This is a genomic window from Syntrophorhabdaceae bacterium (assembly GCA_036504895.1).
Classification (GTDB): domain Bacteria; phylum Desulfobacterota; class Syntrophorhabdia; order Syntrophorhabdales; family Syntrophorhabdaceae; genus PNOM01.
On the sequence record DASXUJ010000005.1, the window covers coordinates 1 to 21,399 of the forward strand.

General features: G+C 54.0%; 22 protein-coding genes. 7 read left to right on the forward strand and 15 right to left on the reverse strand.

All coding sequences use genetic code 11. From position 1 onward, the window contains the following. A partial coding sequence (locus VGJ94_00465) for an ABC transporter substrate-binding protein (GenBank protein ID HEY3275064.1) occupies positions 1-237 on the reverse strand: 237 nt, incomplete at its 3' end. 99 nt (positions 238-336) lie between these two features. Continuing rightward, on the reverse strand, positions 337-1,014 hold the full coding sequence (locus tag VGJ94_00470) for a GntR family transcriptional regulator (GenBank protein ID HEY3275065.1): 678 nt from the start codon (positions 1,012-1,014) through the stop codon (positions 337-339). Between the two features lie 154 nt (positions 1,015-1,168). On the opposite strand from VGJ94_00470, the gene VGJ94_00475 reads away from it, so the two are divergent. The 3 genes from VGJ94_00475 to VGJ94_00485 are packed head-to-tail and all read left to right on the forward strand — an operon-like array spanning position 1,169 to position 3,960. Continuing rightward, positions 1,169-2,461, forward strand: a complete 1,293-nt coding sequence (locus tag VGJ94_00475) for a lactate racemase domain-containing protein (protein HEY3275066.1) — start codon at positions 1,169-1,171, stop codon at positions 2,459-2,461. 51 nt (positions 2,462-2,512) lie between these two features. After that, positions 2,513-2,803, forward strand: a complete 291-nt coding sequence (locus VGJ94_00480; protein ID HEY3275067.1) for a UxaA family hydrolase — start codon at positions 2,513-2,515, stop codon at positions 2,801-2,803. Then, on the forward strand, positions 2,800-3,960 hold the full coding sequence (locus VGJ94_00485) for a UxaA family hydrolase (protein HEY3275068.1): 1,161 nt from the start codon (positions 2,800-2,802) through the stop codon (positions 3,958-3,960). Before VGJ94_00480 ends, VGJ94_00485 begins: the two co-directional genes overlap by 4 nt. 80 nt (positions 3,961-4,040) lie before the next feature. Here the strand turns inward: VGJ94_00485 and ilvD are convergent, their stop codons facing one another. Next, the gene (gene ilvD, locus VGJ94_00490) at positions 4,041-5,705 is read right to left on the reverse strand and encodes a dihydroxy-acid dehydratase (GenBank protein HEY3275069.1); all 1,665 of its coding nucleotides are present in this window, start codon (positions 5,703-5,705) and stop codon (positions 4,041-4,043) included. A gap of 235 nt (positions 5,706-5,940) precedes the next feature. Here ilvD and VGJ94_00495 point away from each other — a divergent pair, with 235 nt between their 5' ends. The 3 genes from VGJ94_00495 (at position 5,941) to VGJ94_00505 (ending at position 8,692) form a co-directional block, all read left to right on the forward strand. After that, positions 5,941-6,255, forward strand: a complete 315-nt coding sequence (locus VGJ94_00495; protein ID HEY3275070.1) for an MTH1187 family thiamine-binding protein — start codon at positions 5,941-5,943, stop codon at positions 6,253-6,255. 228 nt (positions 6,256-6,483) lie between these two features. Beyond that, positions 6,484-7,239 carry an enoyl-CoA hydratase/isomerase family protein gene (locus VGJ94_00500; protein ID HEY3275071.1) on the forward strand — a complete coding sequence of 252 codons (756 nt, stop codon included), beginning with the start codon at positions 6,484-6,486 and terminating at the stop codon, positions 7,237-7,239. An 82-nt stretch (positions 7,240-7,321) separates the two neighbouring features. Beyond that, positions 7,322-8,692 carry a hypothetical protein gene (locus tag VGJ94_00505; GenBank protein ID HEY3275072.1) on the forward strand — a complete coding sequence of 457 codons (1,371 nt, stop codon included), beginning with the start codon at positions 7,322-7,324 and terminating at the stop codon, positions 8,690-8,692. A 55-nt stretch (positions 8,693-8,747) separates the two neighbouring features. Here the strand turns inward: VGJ94_00505 and VGJ94_00510 are convergent, their stop codons facing one another. From VGJ94_00510 to VGJ94_00545, 8 genes are all read right to left on the reverse strand, one after another. Next, a complete protein-coding gene (locus VGJ94_00510) occupies positions 8,748-9,461 on the reverse strand; it encodes a DUF2231 domain-containing protein (GenBank protein HEY3275073.1) in 714 nt (237 codons plus the stop codon). A 25-nt stretch (positions 9,462-9,486) separates the two neighbouring features. After that, positions 9,487-10,428, reverse strand: coding sequence for a UbiA family prenyltransferase (locus VGJ94_00515; GenBank protein HEY3275074.1), 942 nt, complete (start codon positions 10,426-10,428; stop codon positions 9,487-9,489). Positions 10,429-10,679: 251 nt separating this feature from the next. Then, a complete protein-coding gene (locus tag VGJ94_00520; GenBank protein HEY3275075.1) occupies positions 10,680-11,627 on the reverse strand; it encodes a VacJ family lipoprotein in 948 nt (315 codons plus the stop codon). Between the two features lie 4 nt (positions 11,628-11,631). After that, positions 11,632-12,225: an ABC transporter substrate-binding protein gene (locus VGJ94_00525; GenBank protein ID HEY3275076.1), complete on the reverse strand. Its 594-nt coding sequence runs from the start codon at positions 12,223-12,225 to the stop codon at positions 11,632-11,634. A gap of 19 nt (positions 12,226-12,244) precedes the next feature. After that, the gene (gene mlaD, locus VGJ94_00530) at positions 12,245-12,730 is read right to left on the reverse strand and encodes an outer membrane lipid asymmetry maintenance protein MlaD (GenBank protein ID HEY3275077.1); all 486 of its coding nucleotides are present in this window, start codon (positions 12,728-12,730) and stop codon (positions 12,245-12,247) included. Next, on the reverse strand, positions 12,727-13,977 hold the full coding sequence (locus VGJ94_00535) for an ATP-binding cassette domain-containing protein (GenBank protein ID HEY3275078.1): 1,251 nt from the start codon (positions 13,975-13,977) through the stop codon (positions 12,727-12,729). The genes mlaD and VGJ94_00535 overlap by 4 nt, the downstream gene beginning before the upstream one ends. A 9-nt stretch (positions 13,978-13,986) precedes the next feature. Further along, a complete protein-coding gene (locus tag VGJ94_00540; protein ID HEY3275079.1) occupies positions 13,987-14,805 on the reverse strand; it encodes an ABC transporter permease in 819 nt (272 codons plus the stop codon). 151 nt (positions 14,806-14,956) lie between these two features. Next, a complete protein-coding gene (locus tag VGJ94_00545) occupies positions 14,957-15,373 on the reverse strand; it encodes a secondary thiamine-phosphate synthase enzyme YjbQ (GenBank protein ID HEY3275080.1) in 417 nt (138 codons plus the stop codon). 577 nt (positions 15,374-15,950) lie between these two features. Between VGJ94_00545 and VGJ94_00550 the strand changes: the two genes are divergently transcribed. Next, complete coding sequence (locus VGJ94_00550; protein ID HEY3275081.1) at positions 15,951-16,649, forward strand: Fe-Mn family superoxide dismutase; 699 nt, start codon at positions 15,951-15,953, stop codon at positions 16,647-16,649. A 107-nt stretch (positions 16,650-16,756) separates the two neighbouring features. Here VGJ94_00550 and VGJ94_00555 read toward each other — a convergent pair whose 3' ends face one another. Genes VGJ94_00555 through rpiB form a run of 4 tightly spaced genes read right to left on the reverse strand, consistent with a single transcriptional unit; the run spans position 16,757 to position 21,396 of the window. Continuing rightward, positions 16,757-18,499, reverse strand: a complete 1,743-nt coding sequence (locus VGJ94_00555; GenBank protein HEY3275082.1) for a hypothetical protein — start codon at positions 18,497-18,499, stop codon at positions 16,757-16,759. A gap of 30 nt (positions 18,500-18,529) precedes the next feature. Further along, positions 18,530-19,303 (reverse strand): 6-phosphogluconolactonase, encoded by a 774-nt coding sequence (gene pgl / locus VGJ94_00560; GenBank protein HEY3275083.1) that lies wholly within the window; start codon positions 19,301-19,303, stop codon positions 18,530-18,532. Positions 19,304-19,351: 48 nt separating this feature from the next. Then, entirely contained in the window at positions 19,352-20,905 is a 1,554-nt protein-coding gene (gene zwf, locus VGJ94_00565) for a glucose-6-phosphate dehydrogenase (GenBank protein ID HEY3275084.1), read from the reverse strand. A 29-nt stretch (positions 20,906-20,934) separates the two neighbouring features. Continuing rightward, positions 20,935-21,396 (reverse strand): ribose 5-phosphate isomerase B, encoded by a 462-nt coding sequence (gene rpiB / locus VGJ94_00570; protein HEY3275085.1) that lies wholly within the window; start codon positions 21,394-21,396, stop codon positions 20,935-20,937. Positions 21,397-21,399: the final 3 nt, after the last annotated feature.

Here is a 21,399-nt window from a genome sequence, read left to right on the forward strand (position 1 = left end):
CTTTTCGTCCCGCGTCGTGTACTCTATCTTTCTGCCGAGCACTCCCCCTCTGGCATTGATCTTGTCGACGGCGAGCTTGAATCCGTCCAGCACATCCTGGGTGAATGCGGTCGCAGGGCCGGTGTAAGTATCGACAATGCCTACCTTGATGTTATCAGCTGCATGCCCGAAGGGACAAGTCAGGAAGAAGATGAATGCGGCGCCAAAAAGGACAGAAAAACAGACCGATTTCTTCATATTCCACGCTCCTCAAAGTATTTTTGTATACCGAAATAACCCCTCGTTTCCATTCTAAAAAGAATCGGCATACTTGTCAATACAAAAGGATTGCGCCTTTTAGTCATTCTCGTATTCGGTGCTGAAAACGCTGTGAACGATGTCGTTTCGTGCCTTGTCGAGATGGTCCCGGATCGCCTGGGCCAGGACGTCCACATCACCCTTTTCAATGGCCCGGAGTATGGTCTTATGACCCTCCATGGAGTGAAGCGCCGTCTCTACAAAGCGGGTGGCATACATACTATAGCGCAGCATGTGCCGCCGTAAGGTCTGCACCAGTTCATACACGCGATCGCTGCCGCTCAATCTCGCGATAGTCTCATGAAATTTTGTGTCCAGATCTATATAGACATTCAGATTTTTGGCGGCAATCGCCTGCTCCTGGCGCGTCACGTTCGCGGCGAGCTCCTTTGCGAGCCTCTTATGGGACCTCTCCAATGCCCTGCGCGCCGCCAGCACTTCTATGGCCTCGCGAAGCTCGCAGATCTGCTCGAGGTCCTCCGCGCTCATACTCTCCACCACATATCCTACCCTCGGGATCGATTTTACCAGTTTCTCTATCTCCAGATTGTGGAGGGCCTCTCTTATCGGCGTCCTCGACGTACCGATCTCTCCGGCAATCTTCGTCTCCACCAGCCTCTCATTCGGGGCGATGGCGCCGGTCAGTATTTTTTCACGGATATAGTGGTACACTTTTTTTCGTATGGTGAGCTGTTCCTCAAGAATCCGTTGTTTCATGGGTGTATACGGTACCTTAGAAGAAAATAGTTGTCAAGATAATTTTCCTCGCCGAATGGGCCTTTCGCTGAAGTACAGTATACAAAACAGTTTGACTGCATTCACGGAAGGGTAGTATAATTTTAAGAACAGACGCGGGAAGGAGGAGGAAGGAATGGAAAAGAAATATCACTTGTGCACCAGCAGGGAAGGAAAGGAGTACTTCTCCTTACCGGCACAATGGCAAGCTGTCGATTTTGCGGCCGCGGGGTTGGAGGGCTCTCTTCTCCCGGTAGAGCAGATGACCCGTGAAGCCCTCCTGAAACCTGTCGGGGGTCTCCCTCTTGCAGAACTTGTGACGGCCGGGAAGACGGTTGCTATAATCATCGATGACTGCACAAGACCGACCCCCACTTCGGCCATACTTTCGGTCCTGTTGCCTTTTCTCGCGGAGCAGGGGCACCCGCCGGAGAAGGTGACTATCGTGGTTGCCCTGGGGACCCATGCGCCCGTGCCCGCGAATGATCTCATAGCCAAGGTGGGCGAGAAGGTGGCTGCCTCCTACCGGATCGTGCAGCATAACGCATGGGGTGATGACCTCGTTTCTATCTCCGTTCCGGGAGAAGAAAAGGAGGTCAGGATCAATCCCCATGTGGCGGGAGCGGATATCAAGATCGGTATCAGCTCCATTTTACCCCACCCGATGGCGGGTTATGGGGGAGGACCGAAAATCATAATGCCCGGAGTCTCCAATTTCGCCTATATCAGGCCCCACCATATGAAAAATACCATCGATCCCGCATCGACGGCAGGCAGGACGGAGGGGAACCCTTTTCATCAGGCGTGCATGAGGGTTGCCCGTGCGGTGGGGCTCGACTTTTCCATAAACTGCGTATACAACCGGTTCGGCGACGTTATCCGCGTAATCGGCGGCAGCCTCGATGCGGCTTTTTCCAAAGCCGTCGAAGTCTGTTTTAAAGAACTTGGGGTGCGGTTCGAGGAAAAAGTAGATATCACCATTACTTCGACCTATCCTCATACCCATGCCCATCAATTCCCGAAGGGCCTCGCCGCACCCGATAAGATCACCAAGGAATCGGGCGCCATTCTTCTTTCCGTCCCTACAGTGCACCCCCTGCCTGATGAATTTCTGGCATCCTTCGACATCATCCGGGAGCGGTCCCATGATAAGCCCGCGGCTTACGTGCGGGAGGCCATGGGTCAGAGCCTCCCGTTCCTGCCTGATAAACCTCTCGAATTCAATATGGCGATGAAATGCGTCATCATCCGGCCGAAGATTCGCACCATCCTTGTTTCATCGATGATTTCCGAATCCCATGCCGGGACCATGGGATTCGAGCATGCTCCTACTGTGGAGGCAGGGATCAAACTGCTCCAAAAGGATTATTCCCGGGCCAAGGTAGCCATATTCCCTTCGGGTGGGCTCATCGTGCCCGTCATCGACTGAAAGAGGGGCTGGTCAGGGTTTCCGACAACACCACAAATATCCGGAGGCGGTATGAAAGAGAAAACTAAAGCCCTGGCCTTGAGCACAGGAGATAATGTAGCCACCGCCCTTGTGCCCCTCGAAGCGGATGCCACCGTAGCGGTAGACATGGGACGAGGGGTGGAAAAGGTGAAACTCCTCTCTCCCATCCCTTTGGGCCATAAATTCGCCCTTCGCGACCTCGAGGAGGGGCAATCGGTAATCAAATACGGAGAGTCCATCGGAACGGCCACCGCACCGATCAGGAAAGGGGCGTATGTTCACGTCCACAACGTGCGCGGCGGCAAAAGGAGGGGCGGGTGATCCATTTTCAGGGATATGGAAGATCGAACGGAAAGGCGGGGACGCGAAACCACGTGCTCGTCATCCCGAGCGTGGGCTGTTCCCAGGGGGCCGCACAGGCCATAGTGAGGGGTATGAGGGGCGCGGTCTGCCTTCCCAACATTCTCGGGTGCGGTCAGGTGGGCCGTGACCGGGTAATGCTTAAAAGGACACTGGTAGGCTTCGGGATTAGCCCGAACGTCTTCGCCGTCCTTTTAGTGGGCAACGGCTGCGAGCAGCTCGCTCCCGAGGAGATAGGCGGGGCCATAGAGCCTTCCGGCAAGAGGGTGGAGATTATCACGATACAAAATGAGGGGGGGACGGGTAAAACCGTTTCCAGGGGCAGAAAGATCGTAAAAGAGATGATCGCGACCGCGGCCCGGCAGGTCCGGGAGCCTTTCCCTTTGAGCGAGCTGATCCTCGGCACGGAGTGCGGCGGCTCCGATTACACCTCAGGGCTGGCTTCGAACCCGGCAGTAGGGATCGCCTGCGACCTTCTCACTGCGGAAGGAGGGACTGTGATACTCTCGGAAACACCCGAGCTGATCGGAGCCGAGCATATCGTGGCGAGACGGGCCCGCACGCCGGAAATAGGCAGAAGAATACTTGACGCCGTGGCCTGGTGGGAAAAGGAAGCCATCGCCGCGGGCCAGGACATAAGGGAGGTCAACCCCTCCCCCGGGAATATAGAAGGCGGCATTACCACTTTGGAAGAAAAATCGCTCGGATGCATTTACAAGGCGGGCTCAGGACCCGTGGAGGAGTTCATCGAGTATGGATCGTCTCCCTCACAAGAGGGGCTTATCTACATGGACACTCCCGCCCATGATATCGAACAGCTTACAGGGATGGTGGCCGGAGGAAGCCAGGTGGTCGTCTTTACCACGGGAAGGGGAACGCCCTGCGGATCGCCCATTGCACCGGTGATAAAAATTACCGCAAACCATCAGACCTATCTGGGGATGAGAGATAATATGGATATGGATGTGAGCGGAATACTGAAGGGCAAGGAAGGGGTAGAAAGAGCCGGCAGACGAATCTTTGATGAGATCGTCTCTGCATCGTCGGGCGTCCTCATGAAAGCCGAGAAGAGAGGCCAGAGAGATTTTGCCATATTTCAGGCCCACCCGAATATTTAGGCAATAACCGACAAAAAATTGTAAGAGTAACACAGCAGGGACCCGGTCCGGAAAATAAGGATCCGGGTCCCTCTTCTCTGTTAATCCAGGTATGCCCCCTTATCGGCGCTCGTCACATGTTTTGCGAAATGGGCGAGGTAGCCGCGCGTAATCTTCGGCTCCGGCGCCTTCCATGCCGCCAGGCGGCGGGAAAATTCTTCGTCGCTCACTTCCGCGTAGAGCCGCCGCTCCGGGATATCAATCTCGATCATGTCCCCGTCTGCAAGCACCGCTATAGGGCCTCCCATTACGGCTTCAGGTACTATATGGCCCACGCAGGGGCCCCCGGAAGTCCCTGAAAAACGTCCGTCCGTAATGATGGCCACCGAGGTGTCGAGGCCGAGGTCTTTGAGCATCCACGTGGCCATTACCATCTCTCTCATGCCGGGGCCGCCCTTGGGGCCCTCGTACCGGATCACCAGGACATCCCCCTTCTGCACTTTGCCCGAGAGGAGAGCCTCGATACAATCCTCCTCCTGCTCGAATACGCGGGCCGGGCCTTTATGCCTCTGCATCTCGGGCCGGACGGCCGTCTGCTTCACCACGGAGACGCCGAGGTTGCCCTTCAGCACCGCAATCCCCCCGTTCTCTCCCTTTGGATTCGAAAGAGGCCTGATTATCTCTTTGTCCCTTACCGTGACGTCTTTCAGGTTCTGCGCCAGCGTCTCTCCCTTCACCGTCATCACGCTCGTGTCAAGGAGACTCTCCATCGATTTCATCACCCCCTGAAGCCCTCCCGCCCGCTCGAAATCTTCCATAAGATATTTGGGCTCGGAGGGCTTTATCTCCATTATGGAGGGAGTGTCACGGCTTATATTCTCGAAATCATCGAGAGTGAAGGGGTAATCGAGCTCATGGGCAAGGGCGGGGAAATGAAGGGTGAGATTGGTGGAGCCGCTCGTGGCGCAGCAGACCTTCACCATGTTCTTGAATGCCGCGGGGTTCATTATGTCCCGGGCTTTTATGTCCTTCCATAGAAGCTCCATCACCTTCCGGCCCGCCTCCTCGGCAAGCTTCTCGAGGGCAGGATCGATCGCGCAGAGGGAAGAATTGCCGGGAAGGGAAAGACCGACAGCCTCGGCCGCAATACACATACTGTTCGCCGTGCCCATGAGGCAGCAGGCACCGGGTCCGGGACAGGCGAGACCTTCGACTTCTTTCAATTCCTCCGCCGAGATCTTTCCTTCCTTGTACATGACAAAATACTTGCCCATAGAGGAGCAGTCGAGCCTGTCTCCCTTGTAGTTGCCCGAAGGCATGTAGCCGCCCGTAAATACCACCGTGGGAAGGTTGCACCGTGCGGCCGCCATGAGAAGACCCGGCACGATCTTGTCGCAGGTACCGATCATCACGGCGGCGTCGTAGCTTGCGTGCTCTATCATCATCTCCACCGAAGCCGCGATGAGGTCCCGGCTGGGCAGGACGTATTTAAACCCTTCGTTCCCGCTCCCCTGGCCGTCGCAAGGAGCAAGCACGTTGAAAATGGTTGCCATCCCTCCTGCCTGCTGTATGCCGCGCTTCACGGCCGCACCGATACGGTCGAGGTGGTACGATCCCGGAAGGACCTCGTTCCACGTGTTGGCGATCGCCACAAGGGGTTTCTCCAGGTCCTCATCGGTGGCGCCCATTGCCTTGAAGAAAACCCTGCGCATATAGTACTGGGGAACATCCGGACTTAAACCTTTGCTTCTCAACTTTGCACTCATCTCTCTCCTCCGAAGGCTTTGGTCGGGCGGCGTTGCGCCGCTCCATCCGAGTTGATACCACATCCTCCGCCCTGAGTCAACGCGTGCCCGGGCCCTCAGGCCCCGCCTGCACCGCGAGCATGTCCCATACCGGGAAATTGTGCGGTAAAAGATGAATGGCCGGGAGCAGACGGATTGCCTTGAAATCAACGGGACCCCGTCGTATAATCTGCACATCTAAAACCGGAGGTGACCTATGTCCGTCATGCTTGAATTCGCTATGTTCCCGACAGATAAGGGAGACAGCGTCAGCCAATACGTGAGCAGAATTATCGATGCCATCGATAAGAGCGGCGTGAGCTATAAACTTACTCCTATGGGCACTATCATCGAAGTGGAAACCCTCGAAGAAGCCCTGGCAATAATCGGGAAATCCTATGCCCTTCTCGAACCCGACTGCGGCAGGATATACTCGTCCCTCAAACTTGATATCAGGAAGGGGAAGAGCGGCCGCCTCGAGCAGAAGGTCGGCTCAATCGAGAAAAAAATCGGCAGAGAGGTGAAGAAATAGAGACATGAATCGAGTGGAGGCGTCTCTCGTCTCCAACGGGCATATTCGCCCGCACCGGGGGGCACGGTTCGGGGTCCTTTAAATAGTCGCTTTTTTGAAGATGGTGTATAATGGGAACAAATACCGCTTCATGGGTCTATTTTCGCAGCGGGCATAAGTGGGGGACGTGCACGATCGATTGTCGCATGTCTCTCCCCATATTTTTAAGTTTAATAAAGGAGGTACTTCATGGATGCGGTGAGAGAAGAATATAAAGGCGGGGTATGCACCATCCTGCTCAACAGGCCCGAAAAAAAGAACGCCATGGATTCCGAGCTTTTGCCGGCCCTTTACCGGTCCCTCAGGAATGCGGAAGACAAAAAAAGCTCCATCGTCGTGATCCGTGGCTCAGGACAGGCCTTCTGTGCCGGCGGCGACATCCTCGAGTTCAAACAGAGCGAAGACAGAAGCTCCCTTATCGACTCCATGGCCGGCTCCCTTCACAAGAGCATCAGCCTCATCCGCACTATGAACTCGATTGTCGTGGCGGCCGTGGAGGGCGTAGCGGTGGGTGCCGGACTCGGTCTCTGCCTCGCCTGCGATATATCGGTTGCATCGAAAAACACGGTCATGAATATGGGATACAGGAGAATCGGCCTCACCCCCGACGGGGGCGGCAGCCTTTTTCTCCCCCGCATAATGGGCATCAAGAAGTTCAATGAATTCTATCTTCTGTCCCGCAATATTACGATGGACGAGGCAAAAGAGCTCGGTCTCGTTAATTTTGTGTGGGATGACAATGAATTCGATCACAACCTGGAGAAACTGGTCAATGAATTGATCGCCCTGCCCATGGAGACGATTGCCGCCTTCAAAGACCTGGTGAACCACTCCGTATTTCAGGGCCTCTCGACTCATCTCGATAAGGAAAGGTTCTATGTGACTGAGCTGGGCGGAAAAGATCAGTTCAAGGAAAGGCTGGACCAGTTTTTCAAGAAGAAGTGATATTTCGAAGAGTGGCCTCGTCAAAGATCTTTTACCGTGGGGGGCCGGGAAAAGGAGATAAGATGGGAAAGGGCAGGTCGGCGTGACGGGGGTTTACCTGTTTTCCATAGCCGGGTATGTATGCCTTCTCTGGCTTGTCAGCTTTTATGCCACTAAAAAATCCCGTTCTTCGGAGGCCTATCTGGTCGCATCCAGAGGCCTCTCCGTTCCTTTCATCGCCGTCCTTGTCGCCGGCACGTGGATAGGCGGAGTATCGGTCGTGGGGATGGCGCAGGGGGCATATATCCACGGCATAAGCGCCTTATGGTTTCAAGCAGGTATATGGGTTGCCATGGGCGTGACCGCCGCAGCCCTTCCGCGCATCATGCGCGGCCGGAAGACCTATTCAATACTCGACGTAGTGGACAATCTCTACGATAGAAAAACCGCGCGCCTTGCGGGCCTGCTTCAGCTCGTATTCTCCATATGGGCCGTTACCATGCAGATCGTGGGGGGCGGGGCCATCCTGTCGTTTATTCTCGGCGACAAGATCTCGATGAGAGCGGGGATGGCGCTGACTGCCGCGGTCTTCACGCTCTATAACGTAGTGGGCGGGTTTGTGGCAACCGCCTACACCAATCTGATCCATATATGCGTCATATTCATCGGCATTTTCATCGGGGGGCTCTGGGTCATCCTTGACAGCGGAGCCTTGGCCCGGACATCCCCGGAATCGCACTTTTTTACGGTTTTCGGCGATCTGGGACCCGCACAGGCCTTGAGCTGGGCCTATATCAACCTCACCCTGGGGGTCCTGGCTCAACCCGTGATCAATACGGCCTCCGCAGCAAAGAGTATCGCGGAAGGGCGCAAAGGGATTCTCATAGGCAATTTCCTGGCCATACCCGTGGTGGTAATGGCGGCCCTATGCGGGATTACGGCAAAAGCCCTCTTTCCTTCGATTCCATCCTTATCCGCCCTGCCCCAGCTCCTCCCTCTCATGCCGCCCGTGGTGGCCGTCCTCTTCCTCCTGGGCATGTGGGCGCCCCTTATGAGCTCGGGCTCACCTTTCCTGATGGGGGCAACCACTCTTGCGGTAAAAGGTTATGTGGCCCCCATGTTGAAAATCAAGAACGATACAACCCTTCTTTTCGCCTCCAGGATCACTACCCTCGTCTTGAGCGGCATCTCGCTGCTCCTCGGTCTCTTCGTCAAAGAGATCCTCCGGGAGATTACCTGGCTTGCCGTTTTTTTGAGTGCTGTCGTATATGTGGTCTGTGCGGGGTGGATCAAAGGCAGGATCGAAAGCTCTTTCGCCTTCGCCTCCCTCCTCGGCACGATCGCGATCGTAGGCGGTTCTTTCCTTTTCGGCCTGGTAAGGTATATTCATCCTGTGTGGCCCGTGACGGTCTATGTATGTGCAGTAATGACGGCGGGAATCATCAGGGCTTCAGTAAGAACGTCCACCCCTTGAAGGAATCGCATTCCGGTGGAGGGAACGGACCTCTTTCGCTCCGGAAAGGGGCCCCTCATTTTTTTTCCACAGGAAAAGTCAGGGTTGCACCCAGCCAGCCAAGAATGATGACAAGCGGCACGAGGGATACCATCAGAAGGAGATAGAGAAAGGTCCAGTAACTTCTGAAAAGAAGTATGTCCGGTACGCTCATTCGCCATATAAAAATAACAATATTCAGAATAAAAAGGAGCAGGGAGAGCCGTTTCTTGAGTGATACCGTACGCATCGGTTTCGCCATATAATTGAGCCACCACGTGTAGTAGCCCGTAGCCATGGCAACGGGCGTGAGCAGAATACCCGCCCCCAGGCAATTCAGGGCCGTCGCGTCGAATCCCCGGGACCCTGTGACCAGATGGAGAATGGTGAAGGCCGCCGCGGAAAACATGAATACGATGGGAAAATGGACTGTCATGGGATGGGGATGACGTTTGAGAAAGGGAAACCGGAGAAGAAGCCGCAGGAGCCCGGGGGGAACTCTTCCTCCCCTGTCTTCCTCTTTCTTGAGGGTCCCCACGAAAGGGTATCGTTCGAGCACTTCGGGCCCATGAGGCGCAGCGCCTATGTCGGCGGAAAGGTCTGCCCCGGCGTGGTGGCGCATCATATGGACGCCCTTCGGCCATAGCCCGGACCCGCTCACATCATATACCTTGCCGTCGTGGGCGATATGGGCCGGCTTGCCGTCTCTTCCGTCCAATTCCGCCAGTTCGGCGGGGAGAAATTCTTTCACCGATTACTGCCCGGCCTTCCGTTTCTCATGAAAGGACCTTTGCTGCGACAAGGATGAGGATGGCCAGAGGATAATAGCTGGCCCGGTTGAAAAGCTGGGCTGCCTCGCGCCGGTCTTTGGTTACGTAAAGCTGGTATGCCGGCAGAAGGAGAAGATAGACCCCCGCGGCCGGGAGGAAAAAACTCCATACCAATTCCACCGGGCCCCGGGGAAGGCCGAGAATCAGTCCGCTTAACCCGACTGCGATTGCAAGAGAAATCATGACGATTACCGCTGCCGTCGCCGGTCCGAAACTAACCGGTATAGTGCGGGCGTGAAGGGACCGGTCTTCTTCTATATCGGTCCAATCCGCGGGAATATTCTGACCCCCTATCTCCCAACAGAAGAGCCAGAGGAAGAGGAGAAGAAGAAAAGACAGGTCCGGGTTGGGATCTACGGCATACACGGCTGCCACCGGGCCCGAAGTTTTTACCGCCCCGCTGACAAGGGTCCTCAGATAGCTCGTCTTCCACATGAGACAATAGACCGTTTCGAGGAGACATGCCGCCACGAAAATCACCACACAAAAGGGGTTCAATAGTGCCGCTCCCACAAGGGCGACGGAAGACCACCCGATCGTCCACAAAACCGCTTCCTTGAACGACAGGAGGCCATAGGCCATTGGATGGCGCACGAGTATGGCATCGAGGTAATCTCCGGTATCGCGGAAACCTCCCCTCTCCAGCTTCAGCTTGTCGACCCTGTAATCGACAAGATCATTGATCGCGTAGACCGCAGTATACCCCGCAAAAGCTGTCATAACGCCAAGTAGGGCCACACCGAGGGATGGGATACTCCCTAACCAGAGGAGGGCTGCAAGAGCCGGAGTAGCCATATCGAGAACGCCGTGGGGCGTCCTGGAAAGGGCAAAAAATAGCTTCACATGGGATAGGAGCGACTGTGGTCTCTCAACGGGTACAGTGTTCAAACACTCTCCTTCCGGCATCGCCGCCCTTTTCTCCGGGTCCGGATGTGATCGGCTATACCGCCGGTTCCTGTCATAAAATAGAGGGCTCTCTTTAGAACAAGTTCGGCTCTTCCCGAACCAAGAGGCTTTTCGGGATGGACCTCGGAAATTATCCGGGCGTATTTTATTAAAATGAAAGTAAGGATTGAAACCCTCTTATGTCAAGGGCGAAACCCCCCTGAGGGGGCGCAAAGTTACGGGGACTTCAGGTTTTAGTCCTCCACCTTTTTCTTTCGGTATTGGGCATATATATCACGCATAGACACATAAGGATCGATGGAAGCGTTCTTGAGCATCTCATACTCCCCGATATGGAAGGTCGTATAATTAATCGTGTTGTGGGTGTAGACAATCACGCTCAACGGGTTCACGAGATCGTCTTTTGCGCTCGGAGGCCAGATGATATAGGTGACGGGCACCAGGTACCAGTCCGCCACAAAGCCAGCGGAGTCGCGGGCACTTGAAGGTCCGAGGAAGGGCCACACTATGTAAAACCCGTGACCCAGGCCGTATTTTCCGAGGGTTTGTCCGAAATCAGCCTCTCTTCCCGTAATCCCGAAGCATTCTTTCGCACAATCTCTCAAACCCCCTACTCCAACCGTAGAATTTATGAGAAATCTGGAGACTTCGAGTCCTGCAAATTTAAATTTCCCTTGAAGGAGATTATTTACGATGCGAACAGGGGCCTTGAGATTAAAATAGAAGTTATTGATAATTACCCGTATATCTTCGGGAAGGACTGCCTTGTAACCCCGGGCGACCGGCTTGAGAGCCCAGAAATAGAGCTTATCGTTGAAGTGGTACATCCCCCTGTTCCAGGGCTCGATGGGGTCGGCGATACGGGCGCCTTCGCCCTCAGCCTCTTCTTTCCCCTCCTTCACATTTCCGTACTCATCTTCAGCCGCGGGTTTGCCTCCCACGTCTTTCCCGGTGACATCCCCGTACTCGTCCGCGGCTTCGGGAGCAGCCTTATTGGCCGCAAGAACCCCCGCCGACGACCGGATAGCCCCTTTGTCTGCTTCTTCGGGCGTTGCAATCGGCGGGGAGACGACCCTTTCCTCTGAATATGCCGACTGATATCCCGCAGCGCAGTAAAGGCCCGCCATGATGAAAAAATAGAGGGTGACTATAACCGTCTTCCGGAAACAGGCATGCTTCATGTAATCACTTGCTCGCGCCTTTCTTGCGCAAGGTATCGAGAAGGACCTGGGGAGGGTTGTTTCCGAGTATCTCTCTGAATTGGGTACGATAATTATTGATGAGACTGACGCCTTCTATCACCACATCGTACACTTTCCACTCCTCTCCTTTTTTCATGACCCTATAGAATATATTCACTTCGGAGCCTTTTGACACTACCACGCTTTGGACTTCCACCATATTCTCCGCAAGGGGAACCTCTTTGGTGAAATTGACCTCCTGGTTCGTGTAGGAGGTTATCTTATCGACATATGCATCTTTGAGGATCTTTTTGTAGAGTTGCACGAATTCCTTGCGCTGCTCCGGGGTAAACTTGTTCCAGTTCATTCCCAGTGTCCGTTTGGAGAGCTCCACAAAATCGAACAATTTTTCGGCAGCGAGCTCAATCCTTTGCTCCTTGACTTTTTTCCCCGCTTCCCCTTTAAGCTTGGGGTCTTTGAGCACATCGAGCACTCCGTTCGCATTCGCTTTCACCGTATCGAGAGCTACACCCGCAAAAGCAAGTGAGGACATGGCAAAACATAGGAGAAGCACTGACAGAGCGAGCGTTTTTTTCATAAGGTCTATTCCTCCCTCATCACTTGCCGTTCTTTTTTGCATCTGATCCCGAGTCCTTCTTCACATCTCCGAAGGCCACTTTTCCTATCAAATCTTCGATATCCGCAGGCACCGAGGTCTCCGTGATGGTGGCCCCGCCTTTCAGAACTTCCCCCCCGCCTCCCGGATCGATTCTTATATACTTGTCTCCTATGAGACCCGCGGTTTTTACCGTGGCCGAAGCATCGTCGTAAATCTTTATACCCTTCTTCACGTCCATCCGGACCAGCGCCATCTGCCTTTCGCCATCAAGGCTCAAACTCTGCACGCGCCCCACCTCGATGCCGTAAATATCGACGGCACTTCCGACCCTGAGGCCGGCAACCGTCCCGAACCTGGCGAATAGCGGATAGGTATCTTCCCCCAGCACCGTGACTTTGCCGAGTTTCACTGCCATGTAGCCCACACAAAGGATTCCCACAACCACGAAAATACCGACGGTGGTCTCGACGGAATATTTCTTCATTGCCCATTACCTCCGAAATCGCACTGATGCACTGCGATGATTTCCTGCTTCACCTTAGCTTTCTCCAATATCTGGTCTATCTCGTCACTGCCGGATATTTCCGCGATCCCTGCTCGTATATAGACATCAAAACAGACTGACGGGCTGACCCTCGAGCCGGCGATGCTCCTGATCCGGGCGAGCGCCTCCTTCTGCAACTCCTGAGCGAAACTATACACCAGCTGCCGCGCCTCCCCGGCATCAGTATGAGGGAAAATGGTCAGTATCTGATCCCTGCTGTGGCGGGTCGAAAACCCCCCGAAGGGGCTGAAGTGGCGGTTCGTATATTCGCCCAGGGCCCTGAGCACTTCCACTGCCACCTGAGGGCCGAGGTTTTCATTCAGCAGATCGAATTCCACGCTGAAAAGGGCCGCGGACGCGGTGGGCACCTTCGCCGAAGTCCCCAGCATGGCCGAATAGTGGACCCTGAAAGATTCCCTTGAAAGGAGCCCCGTCAGCTCGTCCTGGAACCCTTCCAGGCTTCGCAGGAATTCGTCAATGAGCGGCAGCTTGCGCTTGATGGCCTCCTCGTAGGTCCCCTCGAAGCCGACACTCCCTTCCCAAAGGATGACGATACGATCCGAGATAAAGAAGACGTCGGGAATATCATGGCTTATCATTACAGCGGTAAAACCGAATTTCCTCCTTGCCTGGGCAATGAGGCTGAGAATCATGTTTTTTCTTATGGGGTCCTGGCCCGTGGTCGGTTCGTCAAAAAGCACTATTTTCGGATCGGTGACGAGGGCCCGCGCAAGGGCAACCCTTTTCTGCATCCCTCCCGAGAGTTCGGAAGGATATTTCAACGTTGCCTCGACGAGCTCCAGATCCTGTATCCTCTTCAATACCAGTCTTTCGACTTCTTTCTTAGGGAGGTTCGTCGTCTGTCTGAGAGGCAGGGCAACGTTATCAAAAACGGTCATGGAATCGAGGAGCGCGTTGTTCTGAAAAAGGTAGGCTATGGCGCTCCGGTATTCTTCCGACTCCTTTTTTGTCATCTGGTTTACCGACTTTCCCTGGAAAAGAATCTCACCCTTGTCCGGTTTGAGCAGGCCGATAATGTGCTTGAGAAATACACTCTTCCCGGTGCCGCTCTTTCCGATGATCGTGGTGATCTGATTTTCATATATCTTGACATTTACATCTTGGAGCACGGTTTTCTCGCCGAACCGCTTGCTCACGTTACGAAATTCTATTAAAGGTATTTCCATGGCCCGGCCTCACATGAGAAAAGACGTGATCACATAATCTGCTACAAGTATCGTGACGCAGGAGATCACCACTGCAGATATTGTGGCGAACCCTACCGCTTTGGCGCCGAAGCTGTCGCCGCGCATATGGCAGAAATATCCCTCGAAACAGCAGATGGTGCTGACGATCACTGCAAAAACAAGGGATTTTATGAACCCGCCCCGTATATCGACTATGTCGACTGAAGACTGAACCCGGTAAAAGTAGGTACCGGCATTCGTTCCCAGCAGGAGAACGCCGGTAATATATCCCCCGATGATCCCTACGAGATCAAAAAAAGCGGTAAGGAGAGGAAAGCTTATAATTGAGGCGGCGAGCTTGGGACTGACGAGATACCTAACGGGATTGATCCGCATGGTGTAGAGAGCATCGACCTGCTCTGAAATACGGAGGATCCCAATCTCCGCGGTCATAGCGGAGCCCGCCCTCGCGGTAATCATTATGGCAGTAAGCACCGGACCCAACTCCCGGATGATAGAAAGGCATATGGCGGACCCCAGGGCGCCCACGGAACCGAACTTTACGAGGGTATAGAATAGCTGCAACCCCATGACCATGCCGGTGAACAAGCCCACGAGCATGACGATAAGGGACGAGCCGGCGCCGATATGATAAACCTGGTTCACAATCTCCATGAGCTGTTTACGACGGAAGATATTGGCAAATGACAGGGCAAAGAATACCGTCATGGCGCCGAGATCGCTTACGAAGCGTATACTCTCTCTGCCCGCGTAACGAAATACAAGGGCAAAAGGGTTTCTCCACTCCGATAACTGTGAATCCTTCACGTATCGTCCTCCACTAATATTCTCGGACAGTTCGGCCGGACCCTTAAAGGGTTATTCGCATATTCTAAGCTACACTTGCCCTCAATAGTCAAGAAAAATTGCCATCCGGCCCATGGAATGCATCTGCACTACGCCTCGTTTTCCTCAGCTCTCACTCACCGATAATCTTTACGAGAACCCTTTTTCTGCGTCTGCCGTCAAATTCACCGTAGAAGATCTGCTCCCATGGGCCGAAATCGAGCCGCCCCTCCGTGATTGCCGCCACCACCTCTCTTCCCATAATGGAGCGCTTCAGGTGGGCGTCGCCGTTATCTTCACCGACATTATGTCTGTATTGGGAAAGGGGTTCGTGGGGGGCGAGCCTTTCGAGCCATTGCTCGAAGTCCCGGTGAAGACCCGGTTCGTCGTCGTTAATGAAAACGGAAGCCGTAATATGCATGGCGTTCACGAGAACCAACCCCTCCCTTACGCCGCTTGACCTGAGACACTCCTCCACCCGATCCGTAATGTTTATAAATCCCCGGCGTGCGGGCACCTCGAACCATAATTCCTGCCTGTAACTTTTCAATCGGTCACTTTCCTCCCAATATGGCGTATTCTACCGGCGTTTTTCAGGGCTATTGTTGCCTTCCCCATGCCGCCTTCTTCATCTCTTCTCTCCATTTCCGCCGGGCATCCGGGCGAACCAAGCCTGAAACCCGCTCACGTGGACGCACTCCTGCCTCACCTCCCATCCGGACCCTCCGAAAATCCTTATCGGCTGCCGAAGGATGTAGATAAGATAATCCCTTCGCGATTCTATTTCCATCATCGCCAGGGCCTTAGACTCATGCTGCCTGCCTTTACAAAGAATCTGGCAGGTACTATATTCAAAAATGGAAAGTCCCCTCCTTGACACGTGGGCCTGTCAGGTATGCGGATTCCATTATGAGGAACACTCAGAGAGAATGGCCTTTCCTCAACTCCCGGATGACTGGAAGTGTCCGATCTGCGGTGCACCCAAAGATGCGTTTCTTAAATTATGATCGCCATCTTCCGCAATCGGTTGAAATTATTGCCGGGGATACTTAACTTTTCCACCATTATGGGCTCAGGCGGCATCTGATAACAAAAGACCGTCGAAAATTAGACTCTGGGATGGAAATATGGAACTCGACAGACGGACCTTCATCACCCTTTCAGCCATGGGGGCGATTGCGGTCACGTACCGGAATGCTCTGGCCGCTCCCCGGCCGGATGGCCAAAAACTCAAAGGAGGACCTACGATGTACGCAGCCAAGGATTATTCAAAGCTTATCGGTATGGAAGGCTTCAGCGAAAACCTTCTCAAGAATCATTTTACCCTGTACCAGGGATATGTGACAAATTCGAACAAGCTTCTCGATACACTCGCCCAGATGGTCAAAGAGGATAAGGCGGCCTCTCCGGAATTCGCGGAATTGAAACGGCGTCTCGGATGGGAGTTCAACGGCATGAGACTCCATGAATACTATTTCGAGAACCTTGGGGGAAAGGGCCGGCAGATCAACAATGAGGGTCCCCTCGCAAAGAGAATTGCCCAGAGTTGCGGAAGTTATGAGGCATGGGAGAAGGATTTCAAGGGAGTGGGAGCCATGAGAGGGATCGGCTGGGCCGTGCTCTATCAGGATACCACTTCGGGCAAATTGATCAATTTCTGGATCAACGAGCATGACGTCGGTCATCCCGCGGGATGCAACCCCCTGCTCATCATGGACGTTTTTGAGCACGCTTTTATGCTCGACTACGGGCTCAAGAGGGCGGACTACATCGCCGCCTTTTTCAAGAACATCGATTGGGCGGCCGTGGAGGCAAGACTGAAGTAAAATTACATCAAATAAAAGCGCCCGGACCGAAAAAGTATAGGTTCGGGCGCAAATAAAAACCAATTCATTTAAAGGAATGGCCTGTGCCGGGCCTTTCTCCCGCTATATTAAGGCAGCGTTTCGTTCACCATGGCCAACACTTTCCGGAGCCCCGGTTCGACATTCCGTCCAAGATGGACCCGCACTATGCGACGGCCATGTTTTTTCATCGCCTCCATGTCGCCTACCGCCTGCGCCCTCTTAAGAATAGCGAAAGAATATTTGGTTCCCGGAATGGCTGCGTCTTCCGCGTCATCTGCAGTAAACTGAAGGAATACGCCCGTATTGGGCCCTCCTTTATGAAATTGACCCGTTGAATGGAGGAATCGAGGTCCGTAACCCATGGTGGTGGCCAATCCCGTATGCAGCCTTATGGCCGCCCGCATTCCCTGAAGGATCTCGGTAGTGGAATCCAATTCGGTGAGATATGCCTGCAAGGCCACGTAATCGGAGGAGCGAAGGGAGGAAAAAAGAGTTTTGAGAAGGCCTTCGCCGCTTCCGCCCTCGCCGTCTCCAAAAAAGCTCAATTCTCCTTCCCGGGCTATCGGCTCCGGCTCCGTAAGATGTCCGGCAACTTCAATCTCGTGAAGGAGATGTTTTGTTACGTCTTTGCTCTCCTGCACGTTCGGCTGATCGAAAGGGTTCACGCCGATTATCCGTCCCGCCGTTGCGGTAGCTATCTCAAAACGGAAGAATTCCTGTGTCACGTCATAAAGATCATTGAGGCGGATCACGATGACCGGCTTACCGGCGCGCTTGAGTGCGTCCACCGATTTTTCAAAAGAGAGGTCCTTGTGGGTCGCCGCAGAGATGGCGATAAAAAGCCGATCATCGCCATAGTCCGAAGGCGCGCCGGGAGGCTCGCCAACCACAGGCAGGATACCGAGTCCTTCTTTGCCCAGGCTTTCCGCAACCAGTTGCTCGAGCCAAAGCCCCAAGGCGCTTAAAGGCTCAGCGATGAGGAACGTGAGCTTGTCGATCCCTTTCAGGGCCAGCTCGCCCATGGCCGCTCCCAGCATAACGCCCGGATTCTCGACCACGGGCAATGCATGAGTACAAGCTTTCGCCATTCTCAACGCCCGGAGAAGCAATTTCTCCACATCGAGGCCCATGAGTGCAGCCGGAAGAAGCCCGAAGAAGGAAAGGGCCGAATACCTCCCTCCAATATCTTTGAAATTGTGAATAATTCCTCCGAAACAGCGTTTCCTGGCTTCAGCCTCCAGGGGACTTCCTGGATCGGTAATGGCAGCAAAATTTCCACCGGCTGACAGACCCTCTATTTCCTCCATCTTCGAATAAAAATAATGGTCAAAGGCGTTAGGCTCCGCAGTGGAGCCCGATTTACTTGCCACGATAAATAGCGTCTCCTTGAGGCTCACCGATCTCTCGATAGCCAGGATAGTCGCGGGATCGGTGGTATCGAGGACTTTGACGGGCATTCCGCCCCGGCCACGGTCGAAAGTTTTTTCGAAAAGAAGGGGCGCGAGGCTGCTCCCTCCCATTCCCATGAGGACCGCCTCCTTCACTCCCTTTGCAAAGACCTCTGAGGTGAATTCATAAATATCGTTTATCATGGAAGCCATTTTTCCGGGTGAGTCGAGCCAGCCGAGGCTGCCCTTTATCTGGTCGATAATTGCTGCATCCTCTTTCCACAGGCTCCCGTCTTTCTGCCAGAGGCGCTCCACGAAATGCTCTTCCGACAGCATCCTCGCCCGCTTGTTGACCGCCTCTTCATGGGGACCCAGGTAAAATACCTGCCTCGCCAACCCTTCTTTCATTGCCTCTGTTTCCTTGTCGCTGGCCCTCTTCATATCGGCACCATCCCTTTCTTTGTATATCCTTTAATCGGCAATTTCATATGCTTCTTTCGGCAGTAATCCGGCAGCCTCTCTGTCACAAAGGAAGAACAGTTTTCCTGAAAGGGGTTTCACCAGGGCAGCCGGAGTATTCCCTCTTTCCCCCTCGACCGTTCTTTTCAGGGCCTTCGCCTTCGCGACCCCGGACACGAGGAATAGTACCCTATCGGAATGATTTATTACCGGCAGGGTAAGGGTTATCCTCACGTGAGGGGCCTTTGGAGCCTGGGCTGCTATGGAGAGGCGGCTCCCTTCCTCGAGCGCGCTACTGCCGGGGAATAGTGATGCGGTATGGCCGTCTTCTCCAATTCCCAAAAGCATGAGGTCGAAACAAGGGAACTGCCCTGCCCTCAGCCGGAAATGACTCCTCAGTTCCTCTTCATACCTTCCCGCCCCTTCTTCGGGGCTCCACGGCCCCATTTTCACCTCATGGATGTTCTCGCGGGGCACGACAGCCTCCTTCAAAAAAGCTTCCTCTATAATACGGAAATTGCTCTCCTTGTCAAGAGGCGGAACAAATCTTTCGTCTACCAGGAAAATATGGGTCTTCTTCCAGTTCAGCCCGTCCTTCCGGCGCGCCAGGGTCCGATAAAGAGGGACAGGGGTCCGACCGCCCGAGAGGGCCACATTCATGACACCCCGTGAGGTCAGCGATGCAGATTCGATCTCACACCACATATTCAGAATAAAGGCTATGCGTGAGGATTCGTTCTCAAAAACGATCGCCCGACCATCCCCTTTGCCCTCCTTATTTGTCACCTCCGGTCCTCCACACGGTCTCACCCCGGTGCCGCGGATAGAGCTCTTTTACGCGGTGATCCAGGAACGGCCCTCCTGCTCGATTAGCTGCAGCGCCTCCGCAGGGCCCCAGGCTCCCCCGCCGTAGTTGGGAAAATCGAGGGGTTTCTCTTTCTCCCATGCCGAAATAATGGGATCTACCACCGCCCACATGGCCTCAATCTCATCCTCCCTCACGAAAAGAGTGAGATCCCCCCGTATAATGTCGGAGAGGAGTTTTTCGTAGGGACTGCGTACGTGCATCTTAAAGGTTTCCTCATAACTGAATACCATGTTGACGAAATAGATTTGATTGTTCGAATAGGGATATTTAACGCCGAAGCGGAGCGATATGCGCTCATCCGGCTGCAGAGTGAGCTTCAATACGTTCGGCTCCAGGACATCGCAGGTCCTCCCGAAAAGCCTGAGAGGAAGCCGCTTGAGCTCGATGCAAATCTCCGTCACCTGGGTCGGCATTCTTTTGCCTGTGCGGACAAAGAAGGGCACACCCGCCCACCTGAGGTTGTCCACGTAAAATTTTCCTGCGAAGAATGTGGCAGTCATGGAATCGGGAGAAACATCCGGCTCCTCCCTGTATCCTATGACGGGAGCCCCCTTCACCGTTCCCGGTCCATACTGGCCCCGAACGGTGAATTTTCTGATATATTCGGAGTCCATGGGCCTGATGGAGCGCATGATCTTCAGCTTTTCATCTCTGACGTAATCGGCCTCAAAACCGATGGATGGCTCCATCGCAATCATTCCGAGAAGCTGCATCACATGATTCTGCACGATATCCCTCACCACGCCCGCCTCTTCGTAAAATACGCCTCTGTGCTCGACCCCGATCTCCTCGGCGACGGTTATCTGCACGTTGTCGACGTAACGCCGGTCCCATACATCTTCGAAGAGGGTATTCGAAAACCTGAAGAACATAATGTTCTGAACCGGATCCCGGGCGAGATAGTGGTCGATCCTGTATATCTGGTTTTCATTAAATCCGCTTGTAAGTATGGCATTCAGCCGGGCCGCAGAAACGCGATCGGTGCCGAAAGGCTTCTCCATTACGATCCTTGTCGGAAAAGAGTTCCTGCACAGGTCATGGGATTTCATTTTTTCTATCACCACGGGGGCCACCTGCGGAGGGACCGCCATGTAATACACCGCCAATCTGCCGCTTTCGCCGTCGGGCCGGCAGATCTCCTCCATGCGCTTCTTCAACTCCTCATATTTCGCATCGTCCTCGAAAGAACCGGACATGAAATGCAGGTGCGGCACAAATTCATTCCACGTCTGCTCATTGAAAGGCTCATCCTCGAAAGTCCGGACCGATTCTTCCATCATCGACAGATATCCGGTTTTACCCAGGTCGAGCCTGTCAAAGGCAAGAACGGAAAAGGTCTTCGTCAGCTCATGCTTGCTGAAAAGATGATAAAGGGAAGGCAGGAGCTTCCTCCGCGTCAAATCGCCGGCGCCACCGAAGATAACCATGGTAAAAGGCTCCAGACTGGGGGATTCAGCCGTTATGTCGCAGGTTTGAAGGAATCTGCTGTCAATAATCTTATCATATTCTTTTGCCCTCATCCTCGCCCTTCTCCTTTCAAGAATCACATCTATGAGGACTTCAGGAACTCTCTTTCGATGGCTCCTATTTTTTGGAGTCTTCTCATATGCCGGTCTTCTCCTGAAAAGATTGCCCCGAGATACACCGTTACGATCTCTTTTGCCAGCTCAAGGCCGATTACCCTCTCTCCCATGCAAAGAACGTTCATATCGTCGTGCTCCACCCCCTGATGGGCGGAATAGGTGTCATGGCAGACCGCTGCTCGTATGCCGGGAATTTTTGACGCGGCTATGGAAGCACCCACGCCGCTTCCGCACACCAGTATGCCTCTTTGTGCCTCCCCCGAGCGCACGGTCACTGCCACAGCCCGGGCAAAATCGGGATAATCGTCCAATGGCTCCTCATTGTACGCGCCCAGGTCTACTGTCTGGTAGCCCAGCAATGTCATGTAACTGAGGAGTGCCTGCTTAAAAAGGAAACCCCCATGGTCGGCCCCGACAGCGACTTTCACGCG

Excerpts from the sequence above, each read along its gene's own strand:
- VGJ94_00555 (HEY3275082.1), bottom strand. The coding sequence starts at position 18,499 with ATGAAGAGGGCCAGCGACAAGGAAACAGAGGCAATGAAAGAAGGGTTG.
- VGJ94_00550 (HEY3275081.1), top strand. The coding sequence starts at position 15,951 with ATGGAACTCGACAGACGGACCTTCATCACCCTTTCAGCCATGGGGGCG.
- VGJ94_00520 (HEY3275075.1), bottom strand. The coding sequence starts at position 11,627 with ATGAAGCATGCCTGTTTCCGGAAGACGGTTATAGTCACCCTCTATTTT.
- ilvD (HEY3275069.1), bottom strand. The coding sequence starts at position 5,705 with ATGAGTGCAAAGTTGAGAAGCAAAGGTTTAAGTCCGGATGTTCCCCAG.
- VGJ94_00535 (HEY3275078.1), bottom strand. The coding sequence starts at position 13,977 with ATGGAAATACCTTTAATAGAATTTCGTAACGTGAGCAAGCGGTTCGGC.
- VGJ94_00500 (HEY3275071.1), top strand. The coding sequence starts at position 6,484 with ATGGATGCGGTGAGAGAAGAATATAAAGGCGGGGTATGCACCATCCTG.
- VGJ94_00475 (HEY3275066.1), top strand. The coding sequence starts at position 1,169 with ATGGAAAAGAAATATCACTTGTGCACCAGCAGGGAAGGAAAGGAGTAC.
- VGJ94_00495 (HEY3275070.1), top strand. The coding sequence starts at position 5,941 with ATGTCCGTCATGCTTGAATTCGCTATGTTCCCGACAGATAAGGGAGAC.
- VGJ94_00470 (HEY3275065.1), bottom strand. The coding sequence starts at position 1,014 with ATGAAACAACGGATTCTTGAGGAACAGCTCACCATACGAAAAAAAGTG.
- mlaD (HEY3275077.1), bottom strand. The coding sequence starts at position 12,730 with ATGAAGAAATATTCCGTCGAGACCACCGTCGGTATTTTCGTGGTTGTG.
- zwf (HEY3275084.1), bottom strand. The coding sequence starts at position 20,905 with ATGAGGGCAAAAGAATATGATAAGATTATTGACAGCAGATTCCTTCAA.
- VGJ94_00480 (HEY3275067.1), top strand. The coding sequence starts at position 2,513 with ATGAAAGAGAAAACTAAAGCCCTGGCCTTGAGCACAGGAGATAATGTA.
- VGJ94_00525 (HEY3275076.1), bottom strand. The coding sequence starts at position 12,225 with ATGAAAAAAACGCTCGCTCTGTCAGTGCTTCTCCTATGTTTTGCCATG.